Origin of the sequence: Marimonas lutisalis (genome assembly GCF_005434965.1) — a bacterium.
GTDB classification, from domain to species: domain Bacteria; phylum Pseudomonadota; class Alphaproteobacteria; order Rhodobacterales; family Rhodobacteraceae; genus Marimonas_A; species Marimonas_A lutisalis.
In genome coordinates this window covers 869478-887107 of record NZ_SKCI01000001.1, presented here as the reverse complement: position 1 = coordinate 887107, position 17630 = coordinate 869478, and the positions used below count along the sequence as shown (strand labels likewise).

The 17630-nt window shown below is 65.3% G+C and carries 19 protein-coding genes; 14 read left to right on the top strand and 5 right to left on the bottom strand.

The window, feature by feature from the left end:
* The first annotated feature begins 43 nt into the window (after positions 1–43).
* Complete coding sequence (locus E0501_RS04190; protein ID WP_137700074.1) at positions 44–463, top strand: Fur family transcriptional regulator; 420 nt, start codon at positions 44–46, stop codon at positions 461–463.
* 189 nt (positions 464–652) lie between these two features.
* On the opposite strand, the gene E0501_RS04185 is transcribed toward E0501_RS04190, so the two are convergent.
* On the bottom strand, positions 653–1405 hold the full coding sequence (locus E0501_RS04185; RefSeq protein WP_137700073.1) for a hypothetical protein: 753 nt from the start codon (positions 1403–1405) through the stop codon (positions 653–655).
* 388 nt (positions 1406–1793) lie between these two features.
* Between E0501_RS04185 and E0501_RS04180 the strand changes: the two genes are divergently transcribed.
* The 3 genes from E0501_RS04180 (at position 1794) to E0501_RS04170 (ending at position 4375) form a co-directional block, all read left to right on the top strand.
* Positions 1794–2681, top strand: a complete 888-nt coding sequence (locus E0501_RS04180) for a DMT family transporter (protein WP_161594550.1) — start codon at positions 1794–1796, stop codon at positions 2679–2681.
* Between the two features lie 18 nt (positions 2682–2699).
* On the top strand, positions 2700–3107 hold the full coding sequence (locus tag E0501_RS04175) for an OsmC family protein (protein WP_137700071.1): 408 nt from the start codon (positions 2700–2702) through the stop codon (positions 3105–3107).
* 77 nt (positions 3108–3184) lie between these two features.
* A complete protein-coding gene (locus tag E0501_RS04170; RefSeq protein WP_137700070.1) occupies positions 3185–4375 on the top strand; it encodes an MFS transporter in 1191 nt (396 codons plus the stop codon).
* An 8-nt stretch (positions 4376–4383) separates the two neighbouring features.
* On the opposite strand, the gene E0501_RS04165 is transcribed toward E0501_RS04170, so the two are convergent.
* Entirely contained in the window at positions 4384–5685 is a 1302-nt protein-coding gene (locus E0501_RS04165; RefSeq protein WP_161594549.1) for an NAD(P)/FAD-dependent oxidoreductase, read from the bottom strand.
* 163 nt (positions 5686–5848) lie between these two features.
* Between E0501_RS04165 and eno the strand changes: the two genes are divergently transcribed.
* From eno to E0501_RS04145, 4 genes are all read left to right on the top strand, one after another.
* A complete protein-coding gene (eno, locus tag E0501_RS04160; protein ID WP_137700068.1) occupies positions 5849–7123 on the top strand; it encodes a phosphopyruvate hydratase in 1275 nt (424 codons plus the stop codon).
* A 162-nt stretch (positions 7124–7285) separates the two neighbouring features.
* On the top strand, positions 7286–7795 hold the full coding sequence (locus E0501_RS04155) for a GNAT family N-acetyltransferase (protein ID WP_137700067.1): 510 nt from the start codon (positions 7286–7288) through the stop codon (positions 7793–7795).
* A complete protein-coding gene (locus E0501_RS04150; protein ID WP_137700066.1) occupies positions 7792–8466 on the top strand; it encodes a haloacid dehalogenase type II in 675 nt (224 codons plus the stop codon). The genes E0501_RS04155 and E0501_RS04150 overlap by 4 nt, the downstream gene beginning before the upstream one ends.
* Entirely contained in the window at positions 8463–8882 is a 420-nt protein-coding gene (locus tag E0501_RS04145; RefSeq protein WP_137700065.1) for a cupin domain-containing protein, read from the top strand. Before E0501_RS04150 ends, E0501_RS04145 begins: the two co-directional genes overlap by 4 nt.
* A gap of 32 nt (positions 8883–8914) precedes the next feature.
* On the opposite strand, the gene E0501_RS04140 is transcribed toward E0501_RS04145, so the two are convergent.
* Both E0501_RS04140 and dksA read right to left on the bottom strand, forming a co-directional pair.
* Positions 8915–10087 carry an FAD-dependent monooxygenase gene (locus E0501_RS04140; protein ID WP_193555872.1) on the bottom strand — a complete coding sequence of 391 codons (1173 nt, stop codon included), beginning with the start codon at positions 10085–10087 and terminating at the stop codon, positions 8915–8917.
* Positions 10088–10158: 71 nt separating this feature from the next.
* Entirely contained in the window at positions 10159–10581 is a 423-nt protein-coding gene (dksA, locus tag E0501_RS04135) for an RNA polymerase-binding protein DksA (protein WP_137700064.1), read from the bottom strand.
* A 213-nt stretch (positions 10582–10794) separates the two neighbouring features.
* Between dksA and E0501_RS04130 the strand changes: the two genes are divergently transcribed.
* The 4 genes from E0501_RS04130 (at position 10795) to E0501_RS04115 (ending at position 13460) form a co-directional block, all read left to right on the top strand.
* On the top strand, positions 10795–11634 hold the full coding sequence (locus E0501_RS04130; protein ID WP_137700063.1) for an AAA family ATPase: 840 nt from the start codon (positions 10795–10797) through the stop codon (positions 11632–11634).
* Between the two features lie 197 nt (positions 11635–11831).
* A complete protein-coding gene (locus E0501_RS04125; protein WP_137700062.1) occupies positions 11832–12473 on the top strand; it encodes a trypsin-like serine peptidase in 642 nt (213 codons plus the stop codon).
* 4 nt (positions 12474–12477) lie between these two features.
* Positions 12478–12933, top strand: a complete 456-nt coding sequence (locus E0501_RS04120) for a GNAT family N-acetyltransferase (RefSeq protein WP_235857742.1) — start codon at positions 12478–12480, stop codon at positions 12931–12933.
* Positions 12934–13016: 83 nt separating this feature from the next.
* Positions 13017–13460, top strand: a complete 444-nt coding sequence (locus E0501_RS04115; protein ID WP_137700061.1) for a PACE efflux transporter — start codon at positions 13017–13019, stop codon at positions 13458–13460.
* On the opposite strand, the gene E0501_RS04110 is transcribed toward E0501_RS04115, so the two are convergent.
* Positions 13453–14157: a DUF1223 domain-containing protein gene (locus tag E0501_RS04110; protein ID WP_137700060.1), complete on the bottom strand. Its 705-nt coding sequence runs from the start codon at positions 14155–14157 to the stop codon at positions 13453–13455. The two genes, E0501_RS04115 and E0501_RS04110, sit on opposite strands and share 8 nt — an antisense overlap.
* A gap of 241 nt (positions 14158–14398) precedes the next feature.
* On the opposite strand from E0501_RS04110, the gene acnA reads away from it, so the two are divergent.
* Both acnA and E0501_RS21465 read left to right on the top strand, forming a co-directional pair.
* A complete protein-coding gene (gene acnA, locus E0501_RS04105) occupies positions 14399–17158 on the top strand; it encodes an aconitate hydratase AcnA (protein ID WP_137700059.1) in 2760 nt (919 codons plus the stop codon).
* A 273-nt stretch (positions 17159–17431) separates the two neighbouring features.
* On the top strand, positions 17432–17629 hold the full coding sequence (locus E0501_RS21465; RefSeq protein ID WP_235857741.1) for a hypothetical protein: 198 nt from the start codon (positions 17432–17434) through the stop codon (positions 17627–17629).
* Position 17630: the final 1 nt, after the last annotated feature.

Here is a 17630-nt window from a genome sequence, read left to right as displayed (position 1 = left end):
AACCGTGACTCCGAAACGCACGACCCGGGGCCAAGCATCCACCATGACCGAAACCATCACCGAACGCTGCGAAGCCAAGGGCCTGCGCATGACCGGCCAGCGCCGCACCATCGCCGCCGTTCTGGAAGATTCCGACGATCACCCCGACGTGGAAGAACTCTATGCCCGCGCCAGCGCCCGCGACGCCGGCATTTCCATCGCCACCGTCTATCGCACGGTAAAACTCTTCGAAGAGGCAGGCATCCTCGACAAGCTGGAATTCGGCGATGGCCGCGCGCGCTATGAAGACGCCGAACGCGACCACCACGATCACCTGATCGACATGAATTCGGGCGAAGTGATCGAATTCGTCGATCCCGAAATCGAAGCGCTGCAGGAAAAGATCGCCGAGAAACTCGGGTACCGGCTCAAGGGTCACCGGCTCGAACTCTATGGTGTGCCAATCAACAAACCCGGCAAGTGACCGGGCGAGAATTCCCCCGTTTTGTCCCCGCGGCGAACCGCCAGGCAACACCGCAAGCGGTCGCGCCCACGACCAAGGGCATGCCCTGGCCGCAAGGTCCCGGCGTCGTGAAAGGGCCGAACCCTCCGACCGGGATTCGTCAAATGCGCTTGCCGTCGGTGGCGGCGTGTCGCACGACTCCGCGCTGGCTCAGGCAGCGATCGGGCCGGGCTGCTGCTGGGAGGAGGAGAACCCTCTGAGCGCCGTATAGATCAACAACGTCGCGCCAACCGGAGGCGTGTGGATCAGTATCGTGGCCCCCAGCGCACAGATCGTCAGGCGCTTCGGCAAAGAGGCTTCTTCCTCGGAGGAAACGTCCGTCTTCCAGTTGTCATTGGCAACGTCATTGAGTTCTTGAAAGGCAGGATACCGGGCGGGTTCAAGCGCCGTGGACGGTGGCAGAATCTCTCGCGTGCCCGCCTCCTTGAACATCTGCGGGTGATCGTCGAAGTCGGGCAAACTGTCCGGCAGCGTGGCCGCGCAATCCCGATCCAGGATTTCCGCAACGATCGTGACCAGATTCGCGTCCACGGGTTGAGTCGCGTCAGCGCGAAAGACCGTGTCGAACGTCAGGTAGCTTGCCAGATGGCCCACCAACACGTCTCTGACAAACTCGCAGGTTTCGCGGGTGACAAGAAGATTTCCACCATCCGTCGCGTGGCCTGCGGCCAGGACCATGTAGCTGGGCTCGCCATCCGATTTCGCGGGAAGCCAGCCAAGCACGAGTTGAAGACTATCGCGTCCGATGATCGCGATGTTATCGCCGCACCAGTTCGGGCCGTGTTGGGCCAGACCGTAGGGCCGGAAGGCAACATCAAGGTCATTGACGATCTCCTTGAACAACTCACTGGACGATACGTCGAATTGAAGGGCGGTGACGGCTCCGAAATACTGCGCGCTCATGTCGGCCTCGTTAACGATTTCATGACGGTTTCAAAAGGCTCCCAGATGTTGTTCAAAATTTGCCGGAAATGAGTTCGGGACTTGGCAAATGCCGCTCTCGGCGAAGCTTTGCCGATCCCTTGGCAGAATGCCGCCACGCCTTGGGGTCCGGGCTTCCGGTTTCAGGAGGCGGCATCCGTCTTGCGGCAGACTGGTTCGCTGCGCCGCTCCGGTGTCCAGCCCGGCAACGGGTCCGCGTCGCACCTGTCCCCCGATGCCCGGTCCGGCTGAATTGCCGGCGGTCTCGCAACGGCCCCCGGGCAAATCCATCGGGATTTTCCCCTATCGGCCTAGACAATCCCGTGGCTTGAGGCCAATGAGACCACATTCGGCACCCGAAAGGCCCCCGATGCACTCCGAAAACCTGCGCGGCATCGCGCTCATCATCACGGCCATGGCGTTCTTTGCCGCCACTGATGCCTGCGTGAAACTGGGCGCCGAGGCGATGCCCAAGGGCCAGGTATTGATGTTCCTGGGCTTGGGCGGAGCACTGATCTTCTCCGCGCTGCTGCGCTATCAGGGCAAGCGCGTCTTCGCCGCCGATTTCTTCGCGCCCACGCTTCTGATGCGCAACACCGTCGACGTGCTGGGCACGTTCTGCTTTCTCACCGCGCTGTCTACCGTGGGCATCGCGCTCCCCTCGGCGATCCTGCAGGCCACGCCGCTGGCGGTGACTGGCCTGGCCGTGGTGCTTCTGGGCGAAAAGGTCGGTTGGCGGCGCTGGAGCGCCATTGCCATCGGTTTTGCCGGCGTGCTTGTTATCATCCGCCCCGGCGCCGATGCGTTCGATCCGAATGCGCTCTGGGCCGTGGCGGGCATGCTCTTTCTGGCGCTGCGCGATGTCTCCACCCGCCTCATGCCGCCCTCCACGCCCTCGCTCCGGATCGCGGCCTATGCGATGATCGTGCTGGTGCCCTCCGGCGCGGCATGGATGATGCTTCAGGGCGGCCCGGTGCCGATGTCGCTCTCCTCCAGTATGCTGATGGTCGCGGCCGCCAGTCTGGGCGCCTCTGGCTATTACTGCATCGTGCAGGCCATGCGCACCGGCGAAATCTCGGTCGTGGCCCCGTTCCGCTACAGCCGGATTTTCTTTGCCCTCGCCATCGGCTATCTGATCTTCGGCGAGCGGCCGGACGCGCTCACCTATCTCGGCTGCGCCATCACCATCGGCGCGGGCCTCTATTCCTTCCTGCGCGAAGCCCGGCTCAACCGCCGCGTCGCGCGCCAGACACACTGACGAAGCGGGAGAGTACCGATGAAAGCACGCGTCAAATGGGCAGAAAACCGCACCTTCCTGGGCCAGACCGAAAGCGGCCACACCATTGCCTTTGGCGCGCCCTACGAAGGGTTGAAACCCGGGCCCAGTCCGATGGAACTGCTGCTTCTGGGCACCGGTGGCTGCTCGGCCTATGACGTTGTGCATATCCTTGAACGCGGGCGTGAACCCGTCCAAGGCGTCGAGGTCGAGATCGACGCCACCCGGGCCGAGACCGAGCCAAAGGTCTATACGAAGATCCACATGCATTTCATCGTCAAGGGCCGCGATCTTAACCCGGCCAAGGTCGAACGCGCGATCAGCCTCTCAATCGAGAAATACTGCTCGGCCTCGGCGATGATGGCGGCCACGGCCACCCTGACCCACGATTTCGAAATCGTCGACTAGGCCGGTCTTGCCGGAACGTTCCGCTTGCCCCCTGCCCGGGCGCGTGCTCCGATACGCCCGCAACAGGGGGGACGGCCATGCCGCACATCGAAACACGCACACGGGTCGTCTTCGGCGCGTGCCTCACGCAGTTTACCATCATCGGGCTGCTGTTTTCCTTCGGGCTCTTCTTCAACCCGCTGCAGGAAGAATTCGGCTGGTCCCGCACGCTGATTTCCAGCGCCTCGGCACTCTCGTTCTTCATGATGGGCGTGCTGGCCATCCCCGGCGGCCGCCTGAACGACCGCTTCGGCCCGCGCGTGGTTCTGACCGTCACCGGCACGGCCTATGCCGTGGGCTTCCTGCTCCTGTCACAGGTCACCGCGCCCTGGCAGATGTTCCTGGTCTTCGGCATTTTCATGGGGCTCGGCCTGGGCACGCATGACGTGGTCACACTCGGCACCATCGCGCGCTGGTTCGAACGCCGCCGCGGCATCATGTCGGGTGTGGTCAAGACCGGCACGGCGCTCGGCCAGATCTCCATGCCCCCCATCGCCGCGGCGCTGCTTCTGGCCTATGGCTGGCGCCAGGCGCTGGTGTTTCTGGGTCTCGCCGCGCTGGTGCTGCTGCTCATCGCCGCCCGCTCGATGGAAAGCCCGCCAACCCCACGGGACACGCCCGAAAACGCCAACACCGACGCAGGCCACAGCTTTGCTGAGGTGCGCCGCGACCGCGTGTTCTGGGCACTTTGCCTGATCCAGTTCCTGTTTTTCCCCTCGATGATGTCGGTGCCCATGCACCTTGCCGTGCATGGCACCGACCTGGGGATGAGCACTGCCACCGCCTCCACGCTGCTCTCGGTTCTGGGCGCCACCTCGATCGCCGGGCGGCTGACCGTCGGCACCGTGACCGACCGCATCGGCGGCAAGCGTGCCTTCCTGATGTGCTTTTCCATCCTGCTGGGCAGCCTGCTGGCCTTCGCCGCCACCACCGCGCATGGCCTGCTCTACCTTGTCGTGGCGTTCTACGGGTTCAGCCATGGCGGCCTCTTCACCGTGGTCTCGCCCACCGTGGCCGAATATTTCGGCATGCGCGCGCATGGGGCGATTTTCGGCACGATCCTGTTCTTCGGCACCATCGGCGGTTCGCTGGGCCCCATCGCCGTGGGCTGGATATTCGACACGACCGACAGCTACCGGTTGGCCTTCCTGATGCTGGCCACCATGGCCGCCATCGGCCTCGCGCTCGTCCTGTCGCTGCCGCGCCGCGCGGCGGCGCGCGCTCTCTGAAGGCCTGCCTAGCCCGCCCGGTCGCGCCGCGCCTGCGCCATCTCGCGGCTATCGACCACGAAACGCCACCAGGGGCTCGCCAGATGCATGAACCAGGGCCAGCCGCCCCAGTGATAGAAGCGCGATTGCACCGGCATCTCGGCAAAGGCGGTCGCGCCCTCGGAATCACCCATCGCGCGCAGCGCCGCCTTGCGACCCAGCCAGGGGCTCAGCGCCACGCCGTTGCCGCAATAGCCATAGGCGAAATGCACGCCCTCGTGGCTCCCCACATGCGGGGTCAGCGCAAAGGTGAACCCGACAAAGCCCTGCCAGCTGTGGGTCAGCTTCCACTCCGCCGCCTCGGGCCAGATCTCCGTCATCGTCCGCTGCAGCCGTTTCGCCGCCTCTTCATGCGAAATCGGCACCAGCGCCGCCCTCCCGCCAAAGAGGATGCGTTTCCCGTCCGGGCTGGGCCGGAAATAGGAATGCCGCGCCCGCGTCTCGACCATCATCCGCCGCCCCGGCGCCAGCCGGTCGATCACGCCAGGGGCCAGTTCCTCGGTCGCGATGATGAAACTGGGGATGCGGAAAATCCGCCGCGCCAGCCACGGCATCACCCGCCCGGTATACCCATTGCCGGCCCAGACCACGCGGCGCGCCCAGGTGCTGCCCTTTTCGGTGCTCAGGCGAAATCCATCCCCCTCGGGCGTGATCCCATGAACACCGCATTCGGCGCAGATCTCCACACCGGCGGCCATCGCCCGCGCCTTCATCGCATCATGCGCCAGCCGTGGTTGCACCGCCCCGTGGCGCGGAAAATAGATGCCGCCGAAATGCGTCTCAGATCGCACATGCGCCCGCATCTCGTCCGCGCTCAGCACCTCGATGCCCTGGTCGGACAGCCCGTTCAGCAGATCGGCCTGCCGCTTCAGCTTCTCCTGCTGCGCCCTGGTATAGGCCATCATCACCCGGCCCGTCGGCTGATAGACGTCCGCCGCCTCGTGCAGGGCGCGGGTATACTCGAACCCCTCCACGCCCTCGCGCACAAGCCGCCCGGCAAAATCGCGGCCATAGGTTTCAAGCTCGCGCGCCAGTTCCGGCCGGTGCGGCGCGCCGATCATGCCGCCATTCCGGGTGCTGGCGCCCTGCCCCGGCTGAAGCGCGTCGAACACCGCCACCTGCGCGCCCTTCTCCACCGCCGTCAGCGCGGCCGAGAGCCCGGTAAACCCGCCGCCCACCACGGCCACCTCCACCCGCTCGGGCGCTCTTTCGCAGGGCGCGGGCAATTCCGCAGCGCCGTCCCACCAATAGGGCGTCGTGATCAGGGTCATGCGTTGTCCTTTCCCGCGAAACCCTATCCCAGAACCGCGGAAAGGAAAGCCCGAACGCGACATAACCCCACGTTTGCGCAAACACCGCGCGCAGCCCTTCCCCTTGCTCCCCCGTCCCATTAAAAGCCGCCCCAACTGCCAGTTTTCACCCAAGGGGATCCCCATGAGCACCATCATCGACATCCACGCCCGCGAAATCCTCGACAGCCGCGGCAACCCCACGGTCGAGGTCGACGTGATCCTCGAAGACGGCACCATGGGCCGCGCCGCTGTGCCCTCGGGCGCCTCCACCGGCGCCTACGAGGCGGTCGAGCGCCGCGACGGCGACAAGTCCCGCTACATGGGCAAAGGCGTGCTCGAAGCCTGCGCCGCCGTGAACGGCGAAATCGCCGAGGAACTCGTCGGCATGGACGCTACCGAACAGGTGCTGATCGACACCGCGATGATCGAGCTTGACGGCACCCCCAACAAGGGCCGGCTGGGTGCCAACGCGATTCTCGGGGTTTCGCTCGCCGCCGCCAAGGCCGCGGCCGATTTCACCACGCAACCGCTCTTCCGCTACGTGGGCGGCACCTCGGCCCGCATGCTGCCGGTGCCGATGATGAACATCATCAATGGTGGCGAACATGCCGACAACCCGATCGACATCCAGGAATTCATGATCATGCCGGTTTCCGCGGGCAACATCCGCGATGCCGTGCGCATGGGCGCCGAGGTGTTCCACACCCTGAAAAAAGAGCTCTCCGCCGCTGGTCTCGCCACAGGCGTGGGCGACGAAGGCGGCTTCGCCCCCAATCTCAGCTCCACCCGCGACGCGCTCGATTTCATCCTGAAATCCATCGAGACCGCAGGCTACAAACCCGGCGAAGACATCTATCTCGCGCTCGATTGCGCCGCGACCGAATACTTCAAGGACGGCAAGTATGTCCTTGCCGGCGAAGGTAAAACGCTCTCCTCCGACGAAAATGTCGCCTATCTCGCGGCACTCTGCGCCGACTACCCGATCATCTCGATCGAAGACGGCATGAGCGAAGATGACTGGGACGGCTGGAAGGCGCTGACCGACGCGCTCGGCGACAAGATCCAGCTGGTGGGCGACGACCTTTTCGTCACCAACCCCGAGCGGCTGGCGATGGGCATCGAACGCGGCTGCGCCAACTCGATGCTGGTCAAGGTCAACCAGATCGGCTCGCTCACCGAAACGCTGAAAGCGGTCGACATGGCCCATCGCGCGCGCATGACCAACGTGATGTCGCACCGCTCCGGCGAAACCGAGGATGCCACCATCGCCGATCTCGCCGTGGCCACGAACTGCGGCCAGATCAAGACCGGCAGCCTCGCCCGTTCGGACCGGCTGGCCAAGTACAATCAGCTCATCCGCATCGAGGAAGCCCTGGGCGAAACCGCCGAATATGCCGGTCGCTCGATCCTGAAGTAACCGACGGTCTTTCTTGGCAAAAATACTCAATTGCGACGCCCGCCACCCGCGCGGGCGTTTGCGTTTCTGCCCCCGTGGCCGGCACGCCACGGATGCGCAGAGATCGCGCGCAGACCCACGCGGCGCTTTTCCGACCCCGCCCCTCCGGCTAGACTCGCCCGCATGAATGACATCGCCCTGCGCCAGGTCAGCTCGCTCACCGAACAGGCCGCCGTGCGGCACCTGTGCCGCAACTACCGCGACTTCCTCATTCAGCGCGTGGCAAAGCCCGAGATCATCGAAACGTATTACGCCTCGGCCGCGTTCGAGGCGTTTCTCTTTTCCCTCCCGCGCCTGCACGCTCGCCCGCAGGGAACCATTTTCCTGGCCTATCTCGATCATCGGCCCGTTGGCTGCTGCATGACCCATGGCGTCGGCGGGAAAACCTGCGAAATCAAACGCCTCTACGTCCAACCTCATGCACGTGGACGCGGCATTGCCGCCGCGCTTGTGCGCGCGGCGCTGGCCCGGGCCCGCGCCGATGGCTATCGCCGCGCAATCCTCGATACGCTCGTCTGGCTCACCGAAGCGATTGAACTTTACGGCAAGCTCGGCTTTGTTCCCTGTGAGCCCTTCAACGACATGGGCGCCGACTACGCGCCCTTCATCCGCTATTTCGAGCGTCCGCTATGACCCTTCACGCCCTCATCTTCGATGTCTTCGGCACCTGCGTCGACTGGCGCAGCTCTGTCGCGCGCGATGTCGCCGCCACCCTGCCCGGTATCGACGCGCTGGCCTTCGCCGATGCCTGGCGGGCCGAGTATGATCCCGCCATGGCCCGCATCCGCGAAGGTGGACGCGGCTACGTGGCGCTCGACGATCTGCATCTCGAAAACCTGCACCGCGTGGCCCGGCGCTTTGGCGTCACCGCCCCCGACAGCCTGAACACGGCGTGGGAACGGCTCGATCCCTGGCCCGACACCGTGCCCGGCCTCGAAAAGCTGCGCGAAACCCGCATCATCGCGTCCTGCTCTAACGGCTCGATCGCTTTGATGACGCGGCTCGCGCGTTATGCCCGCCTGCCGTGGGATTGCATCCTCGGCGCCGAGATCGCACAGGATTACAAGCCCAAGCCGCAGGTCTACCTTGCCTCCTGCGCCGCGCTGCGCCTGCCGCCCGACCAGGTGATGATGGTAGCCGCCCACAATGGCGATCTGCATGCCGCGCGTGCTGCAGGCCTCAGAACCGCTTTCGTGCCGCGCCTCACCGAACACGGGCCGGACCAGGCAACCGATCTCGCCCCAGATGGCGACTGGGATATCGTCGCGGCCGATTTCAACGATCTCGCGGCCAGGCTGGCATGAGCGAAGCCGACGAGATCATCGCCCATCTGGGGCTCGAACCGCATCCCGAAGGCGGGCATTACCGCCAGACCTGGGTCGCCGATGGCTGGGATCGTCCCGCCGGTACCTGCATCTACTTCCTGCTCCGCGCCGGCGAAAGCAGCCACTGGCACAAGGTCGACAGCGCCGAGATCTGGCATTTCTACCGCGGCGCGCCGCTACTCCTGTCCACCGCGCCCTCGGATACCGGTCCGCGCCACGATCAAATGCTCGGCCTCGATCTCTTTGCCGGTCAGGCGCCGCAGCTGATCGTGCCGCCGGGCCACTGGCAGCGGGCCGAAACCACCGGCGATTACACGCTGGCGGGCTGCACCGTCAGCCCCGGGTTCATGTTCGAACATTTCATCCTTGCGCCGCCGGGCTTCGATATCGCGTGATCCCGCAAACCCGCCCACCGGGGCGGGCCGCATCAGCCTTTGGTCACGTCATGCCCGTAAAGCCAGTCGAACTGCCGCATCATCCGGCCCGGCGCGATCCGGCTGCCCAACCGCAGAACCGAATGGGCGGCAAACCGCAGCGGCGGGAATTTCAGGTGATATTTCCACGCGTTGTCGGTGGCGGTGTTGATCACCCGTTCGGCCCGCGGGCGACGGCGCTCCTGATAGGCGGCCAGGCCCGCCGGCACCGTGTCGGCACGCGCCAGCGCATGCGCCAGAACCCAGGCATCCTCCAGCGCCATGTTCGCCCCCTGCGCCAGGAACGGCAGCGTCGGATGCGCGGCATCGCCCAGCAGCGCCACCGCCTGCCCGTGCCAGTGTTCCGCCACCGCGTGGCGGAACAGCCCCCACAGATAGGTCTCCTCGACCGCGCCCAGCATGGTCTGCACGTCTGCGCCGAAATCGGCGAAGGCATCGCGCAGGTTGGCCACGTCGTCGCGCCGGTTCCAGCCCTCCTCGGTCCAGCCGCGCCGCTCCTCGACCGCCACGAGGTTCAAGAGCGTGCCACTGCGCAGCGGATAGCTCACCAGGTGCCGCCCCGGTCCCATATGCACCCAGGCCTCGGAACCGCGCCCCATGCTGTTGGGAATCACCGACCGCCAGGCCACCTGCCCGGTGAAAAACGGTGTCTCCTCGCCGTTCAGAACCGGGCGCAGCTTCGATTTCACACCGTCGGCGCCGACCAGCAAGTCGGCGTCCCGCGTCTCTCCGCCTTCCAGCGTCACCACCGGCCGCGCACCGTCGGCGATCTCGATCACGCGCTTGCCCAGCCGGATGCTGACACCCGCCGCCCGTGCGCCTTCCTCCAGAAGGCCGATCAGGTCGGCGCGGTGAATGAAATAGTAGTTCCGGTTCTCCAGCAGGCTCAGGTCCAGCCGCGCCACCGCGGCGCCGCGGTAATCCTTCAGCTGGACGGCCCCGGCCGGCACCGCCCCGTGCCTCTCCAGCGCCTCGCCCAGTCCCAGCGCGCGCAGCACGGCAAAACCGTTGGGGCTGATCTGCAGGCCGGCGCCCACTTCGCTGATCTCGGGCGCCTGCTCCAGCACGCTCACATGCGCGCCGCGCAACGCCAGCGCCCGCGCCGCCGCCAGACCGCCAATACCACCGCCCACAACGATGGCTGTCATGCCCTGCAATTCACTCATGCCCGCACAGTGAAACGAAAAACGCCGGAGCGAAAGCCCCGGCGCCGGTCATTTCGTCGCTCTGCCCGCGATCAGTCGTCGCGGTGCACCTTCTCGCGGCGCTCGTGGCGCTCCTGCGCTTCCAGGCTCATCGTCGCGATCGGGCGCGCGTCCAGTCGTTTCAGGCTGATCGGCTCACCGGTCACTTCGCAGTAACCGTATTCGCCCTCGTCGATGCGGCGCAGCGCCGAGTCGATCTTCGCGACCAGCTTGCGCTGGCGGTCGCGGGTGCGCAGTTCCAGCGCACGATCGGTCTCTTCGCTGGCGCGGTCGGCCACGTCCGGTATGTTGCGGGTGCTTTCCTGCAGCCCTTCGATCGTGTCGCGGCTGTCATCCAGGATTTCGGCCTTCCAGGCCAACAGTTTGCGCCGGAAATATTCCATCTGGCGTTCATTCATGAAAGGCTCGTCTTCGGCCGGACGGTAGTCCTCTGGCAGAAAGTTCTCCGCTTTCATCTCCGCTCCCTCAGTTTTGCCAAGTTGGTTCATTGGCTCCCCTCTCGCGCCTGCCTCTTACTCCCCTCCCAAGGGATTGTCACTACCCGAAAACACCTTTCCGGAGGATTATGAAAGCTGTGGTCCGAACCGCCTTTTATCAGTGCATTGCGGTAGGATTATGACTGCATTAGGGTGCCGCCGAAATCTGCACAAAGGAAATGGAACGCGCCGATGAAATTCGAAGGAACCGAGTCCTACGTCGCCACCGATGACCTCAAGGTCGCGGTCAACGCCGCGGTGACACTGGAACGCCCGCTCCTGGTCAAGGGCGAGCCCGGCACAGGCAAGACCGAGCTGGCCCGCCAGGTCGCCGGCGCGCTGGGGCTTCGGATGATCGAATGGAACATCAAGTCCACCACCAAGGCCCAGCAGGGCCTTTACGAGTACGATGCCGTCAGCCGCCTGCGCGACAGCCAGCTCGGCGACGAGCGCGTGCATGACGTGAAGAACTACATCAAGAAGGGCAAGCTTTGGGAGGCCTTCGAGGCCGACGAAAAGGTCGTGCTGCTGATCGACGAGATCGACAAGGCCGATATCGAGTTCCCCAATGACCTTCTGCAGGAACTCGACCGGATGGAATTCTTCGTCTACGAGACCGGCGAGACGATCAAGGCCCGCCAGCGTCCGATCGTGATCATCACCTCGAACAACGAAAAGGAACTGCCCGACGCCTTCCTGCGCCGCTGTTTCTTCCACTACATCGCGTTTCCCGATCACGATACGATGCGCCAGATCGTCGAGGTCCACCACCCCGGCGTGAAGGAAAAGCTCCTGACCACGGCGCTGACCCAGTTCTACGAAGTCCGCGAAACCCCGGGGCTCAAGAAGAAACCTTCCACGTCCGAAGTGCTCGACTGGCTCAAGCTGCTGCTGGCCGAGGATCTCGACCCCGAGGATCTCAAGCGCGACGGCAAGACCGCCCTGCCCAAGCTGCACGGCGCGCTTCTGAAAAACGAACAGGATGTGCACCTGTTCGAACGGCTGGCCTTCATGGCCAGAAGCCAGCGCTGAAACCACCCGCCATACCATCCCCCGGGCGAACCGCGCGTCGGTTCGCCGGGGCACTTGGCGCGCTTCTCCTATCCGCCCTGCCGCTTGCCGCGCAGGATGCCCCCTTCCAGCCCACGCTCGATGCCATTTGCAGCCTGGGCGAAACCCGCTCAGCGGGCTGCGACGCGATCCGCGCGCGCGAGGTGGTCGATGCCACCATGGCCCCCTTCACCACGGTCGGCCGGGTCAATTTCGCCTCCACCGACATCCGCTCGCACTGCACCGGGGTGCTGGTGTCGCGCCGGCTGGCGCTGACCGCGGCGCATTGCCTGTGGAACGGGGCGCGCAAACGCTGGATCCCGGCAGGTAGCCTGCGCTTCGTCACCGGGTACCAGCGCGGCACGTCGTCCGCGGTCGCGCGTGTCACCCGCATCGTGCTCCCGCCACAGCTCGACCCTGCCGCGCCCTTCCGCGTCGATCCCACCCGCGATTGGGCGCTTCTGGTGCTCGACCAGCCGCTGGGCGACACCCACGGCCACGTGCGGCTCTTCTCGGGCAAGCTGCGCCTTGCCGGGGCGGGCCGCGCCTTCATGCCGGGCTATGCCGGGCTCACCCCGCATGTGCTGTCGGTCGCGCGCGATTGCGGCCGCCCGCTCGCCGTGGCGGGGCGGCTGATGGCCGCCTGCTCGGCCATGCCGGGCGATTCCGGCGCGCCGCTTTTCTGGGACGGGGCCGATGGGCTGCGCCTTCTCGGAATCGCCACCGCGGTGCACGCGCCTTCGGGCAGCTTCACCACCGATTTCTCTGCCTGGTTCCGCCTGCGCGACGCGCTGGCCGATGAAATCGCGATGGGCAACTAGGGCCATGCCCGTCACCCTGCGCACGCCCATGCCCGCCGACCTGGCCGCGCTCTCGGCCCTCTGCCTGCGCTCCAAGGGGCACTGGGGCTACGACGCCGCGTTCCTCGCCGCCTGCCGCGATGAACTCACCCTCACGCCCGATGACCTCGCGACCACCGCGCTCATCATGGCCGAAACCGCCGGCACACCGGTCGGACTGGCCCAGGTCGACCTGCGGGCCGACCCGGCCGAGCTTCTGAAACTCTTCGTCGATCCACCCCGTATCGGCACCGGTCTCGGGCGGCGGCTGTTCGACTGGAGCGCGCAGACAGCGCGCGCCCGGGGCGCCCGCGCGCTCCGGATCGAGGCCGATCCCGGCGCCCTGCCGTTCTATCGAGCGATGGGCGCACGGTGCGTGGGCGATGCCCCCTCGGGCTCGATCCGCGGGCGCCGCCTGCCCCTGCTGATGCTCACCCTCTGACAGCGCCTGCTTGCACCATGTGCCCATCGCTCTATGCTGCCGGCACACACCCGCCCCTGCCCCAGGACAGGCCCAAGGCCGCCATGCGCACCACACCAGACCGGATCCGCCACGCCATCAGCTTCGAGCTGTTCGGGCTCATTCTGGTCACCCCGCTGGGCGCACGCCTTCTGGGGTTCGAAATGCTCCATATCGGTGTCGTTGTCGTCGCCAGCGCCACCATGGCGATGGTCTGGACATATCTCTACAATCTCGGGTTCGACCACGCGATGCGCCGGCTGGCCGGGCATACAAGGAAATCGGTCCTGCTGCGCGTCGGCCATGCCCTGCTATTCGAAATCGGGCTACTGCTGCTTCTGATGCCGTTCATCGCCTGGTATCTCGGGGTCAGCTGGCTCGAGGCCTTCCTGATCGACCTCAGCTTTGCCGGGTTCTACGTGGTCTACGCCTTCGCCTTCAACTGGGCCTACGACCTGGTTTTTCCCGTGCCCGACACGGCGCCGAAACCCGGGCGCGCATCTACTTGACCCGCGCCGCCGCCGCGATCGCCCCGAATCCGCGGTTCTCGATCCTCTGCACGATCACCGCCGCAGGCAGATTGCCCGTCAGCTTTGCCGTCATCTCCAGCGGCGCGCGCCCGTCCCACTGGCCAAGCTGGGTCCAGTCCCGCGCAACATTGGCATAGCTCAGCGTATGGCCCGCGTTCTCGCCGCGCTTGATCTTCACTTTCTCCTGCGGCGCATATTGAACCAACTGCACCAGCATCTTGCCGGGCTTGCGCGCGTCGGCACGGATCGTCACCTGCCCGCCGTTGCGCTGCGCCACCAGCGCAACCTCCACGCCGCGCTCCTGGTGCAGACGGATCAGTTCGGTCACGTCCATCGGGTGATTGCCCACCACGTGATCCTGCCCCTGGATCACCATCTGCGGCGTGTAAACCGACCGCCGGCCTCCGACATGGGCATAGGAGTGCTGCCGCTTGGTGAATTTCGGCTGCGCGAACACGTCCTTCCAGCCAATGTAATCCCAGTAATCCACGTGCAGGCTCAGCGCCAGCACATCGTCGCGCTTCGCGAGTTCGTGCAGGAACGCATCCGCCGGCGGACAGCTGGAACAGCCCTGGCTCGTAAACAGTTCCACCACGATCAGCGGGCGCTCCTCGGCGGCCACGACGCCCGCCAGGGCCATCCAGATCGCCGCCATCCATCCCCAAACACGCATCATCACCGGTTTCCGTTCCCTTGCTTTGGTCTCACCCCTTTGCCCTGATACGCGCTCGCGACTGTAATAACCAATCAACGTTTTGCGAGACACCGGTGATCGTGGCCCGGTTGCTCCGGCCGGGCTTGAAAAATTGTGTGCAATAGTATACAAAAAACCACGCATCCCCCTTGAACCCCCGCCGTTCATGGGCGAAAAGCAGCCCCGAATTGAATCCCCAACCGTTTTCCGCAGGGAGAGAGACATGCCCATCATCGTTGGACAGGACACTGCCAAGACCCGCCGCACGCTCAGTGCCGGCGGCCAGACCGTCGCCTATTACTCGATCCCCGCCGCGCAAGAGGCCGGCCTGGGCGATTTCTCGCGCCTGCCCGCCGCGCTCAAGGTGGTGCTGGAAAACATGCTGCGCTTCGAAGACGGCAAGACCGTCAGCACCGATGACATCAAGGCCTTCGGTGACTGGGCGGCCAATGGCGGCAAGGCCAACCGCGAGCTGGCCTACCGCCCCGCCCGCGTGCTGATGCAGGACTTCACCGGTGTGCCCGCCGTGGTCGATCTCGCCGCGATGCGCGACGGCATCAAGGCACTCGGCGGCGACCCGCAGAAGATCAACCCGCTCAACCCGGTTGACCTGGTGATTGACCACTCGGTGATGATCGACGAGTTCGGCAATCCCCGCGCCTTCCAGATGAACGTGGACCGCGAATACGAACGCAACATGGAACGCTACCAGTTCCTGAAATGGGGCCAGTCGGCCTTTAACAACTTCCGCGTCGTGCCCCCGGGCACCGGCATCTGCCACCAGGTGAACCTCGAATACCTGGCGCAAACCGTCTGGACCGACAGCGACCAGGGCGGCGAAACCGTGGCCTATCCCGACACGCTGGTGGGCACCGACAGCCACACCACCATGGTCAACGGCGCGGCCGTTCTGGGCTGGGGCGTCGGCGGGATCGAAGCTGAAGCCGCCATGCTGGGCCAGCCCATCTCGATGCTGATCCCCGAAGTCATCGGCTTCAAGCTGACCGGCGAAATGGTCGAAGGCACCACCGGCACCGATCTCGTGCTCAAGGTTGTCGAACTGCTGCGCCAGAAAGGCGTTGTCGGCAAGTTCGTCGAATTCTACGGCCCCGGTCTCGATCACCTGCCGCTGGCCGACCGCGCTACGATCGCCAACATGGCGCCCGAATACGGCGCCACCTGCGGCTTCTTCCCGATCGACGGCGAAACCCTGCGCTACCTGCGCCAGACCGGGCGCGACGAAGACCGCATCGCCCTGGTCGAAGCCTACGCCAAGGAAAACGGCTTCTGGCGAGGCGCGGATTACGATCCGATCTACACCGACACGCTGGAACTCGACATGGGCACCATCGTGCCGGCCATCTCCGGCCCGAAACGCCCGCAGGACTACACGCCGCTCGATCAGGCCGCCCGCGCCTTCTTCGATGTGGTCGCCGAATATCGCGGCGAGGACGAGGGCCAGGACGCCACCGACATGGCCGCAGAAGGCCCGGCGCCCGACGCCCTGATCGACCCGCGCAAATCCATCAAGGTCAAGGGCGAGGAGTACGAGCTGCGCGACGGCTCGGTGGTGATCGCCTCGATCACATCCTGCACCAACACCTCGAACCCCTACGTGATGATCGGCGCCGGCCTTGTCGCCAAGAAAGCGCATGAGCTGGGCATCACCCGCAAACCCTGGGTGAAAACCTCGCTCGCCCCCGGCTCGCAGGTGGTGACCGAATATCTCGATGCCGCTGGCCTGACCGAACATCTCGACGCCATCGGCTTCAACCTCGTGGGCTATGGCTGCACCACCTGCATCGGCAACTCGGGCCCGATCCAGAAGGAACTCAGCGAAGCCATCGCCGAGGCCGACCTGGTGGCCACCTCGGTGCTCTCGGGCAACCGCAACTTCGAAGGCCGCATTTCGCCCGACGTGCGCGCCAACTACTTGGCCTCGCCGCCGCTTGTCGTAGCCTACGCGCTGGCCGGCGACATGAACATCGACCTCGCAAACGAACCGCTGGCCCAGACGCCCGACGGCAAGGACGTCTACCTCAAGGACATCTGGCCCACATCGAAGGAAATCGCCGATCTGGTGCACGAAACCGTCACCCGCGAAGCGTTCCAGTCGAAATACGCCGACGTCTTCAAGGGCGACGAGAAATGGCAGGCGGTCGAAACCACCGGGGACGAGACCTATGACTGGCCCGCTTCCTCGACCTATATTCAGAACCCGCCCTACTTCCAGGGCATGGGCACCGAGCCGGGCAAGATCACCAATCTCGACGGCGCGCGCGTTCTGGCCGTCCTCGGCGACATGGTCACCACCGACCACATCTCGCCCGCCGGGTCGTTCAAGCCCGACACCCCGGCCGGCAAGTACCTCACCGACCGCCAGGTGCCGGTGTCGGAGTTCAACTCCTACGGCTCGCGCCGCGGCAACCACGAGGTGATGATGCGCGGCACCTTCGCCAACATCCGCATCCGCAACGAGATGCTCGATGGCGTCGAAGGCGGCTACACCAAGGGCCCCGATGGCGCGCAGACCTCGATCTTCGAGGCCGCGATGGCCTACCAGGATCAGGGCACGCCGCTCGTCGTCTTCGGTGGCGAACAATACGGCGCCGGCTCCTCGCGCGACTGGGCGGCCAAGGGCACCGCGCTCCTAGGCGTCAAGGCCGTGATCGCCGAAAGCTTCGAGCGTATCCACCGCTCGAACCTCGTTGGCATGGGCGTGATTCCGTTCGAATTCACCGGCGGTGACACCCGCAAATCGCTGGGCCTCACCGGCGAGGAAACGGTGTCGATCCAGGGGCTCGACACGATCACGCCTCTGGCCGAGGTACCCTGCGAGATCACCTTCGCCGACGGCACGGTGAAAACCATCACGCTCAAGTGCCGGATCGATACCGCGATCGAGATCGAATACATCGAGCATGGCGGCGTGCTGCACTACGTGCTGCGCAACTTGGCCAAGGCGCCCGTCGCCGCGGAATAGACCGCGGCCCGACCGGTTCGGATCAGGGCGCCTTCGGGCGCCCTTTTTCATTGGCCCGCGATGATGATTTGGCGGCCCGACGTCCTGCCGGCCGTCGGGCGCGCCCGGTCCGGCCGCTGCGCGCTTGCGCGGCAAGGTGGCTGTCGATACGGTGACGCCGTGTGGCGCAGTCCAGCTGCGCGCAATTCAGGTGACAGGTCCACATTTGAGCCGAGTGATTTTTTGTAGAACGGCCGCGCGCGGTGTTTCCGGTGCCGGGGCTGAGCGACGACCATGATCGAGCTCGACGCCATGACAGGGGCGGACAGCATCGGCTGCGATCCGCTCACCGATACCTACACCTACAGCGTGCATGTCTCGCCCGGAGAGACGGTGTCCCTGTCGGGGAATTTCAATCTCGCGAACGGCACTGACATATCTCTTTCCAGTTTACCCGCCAACTCTCCATCCCACCAGTTACACGCCCGTTAGC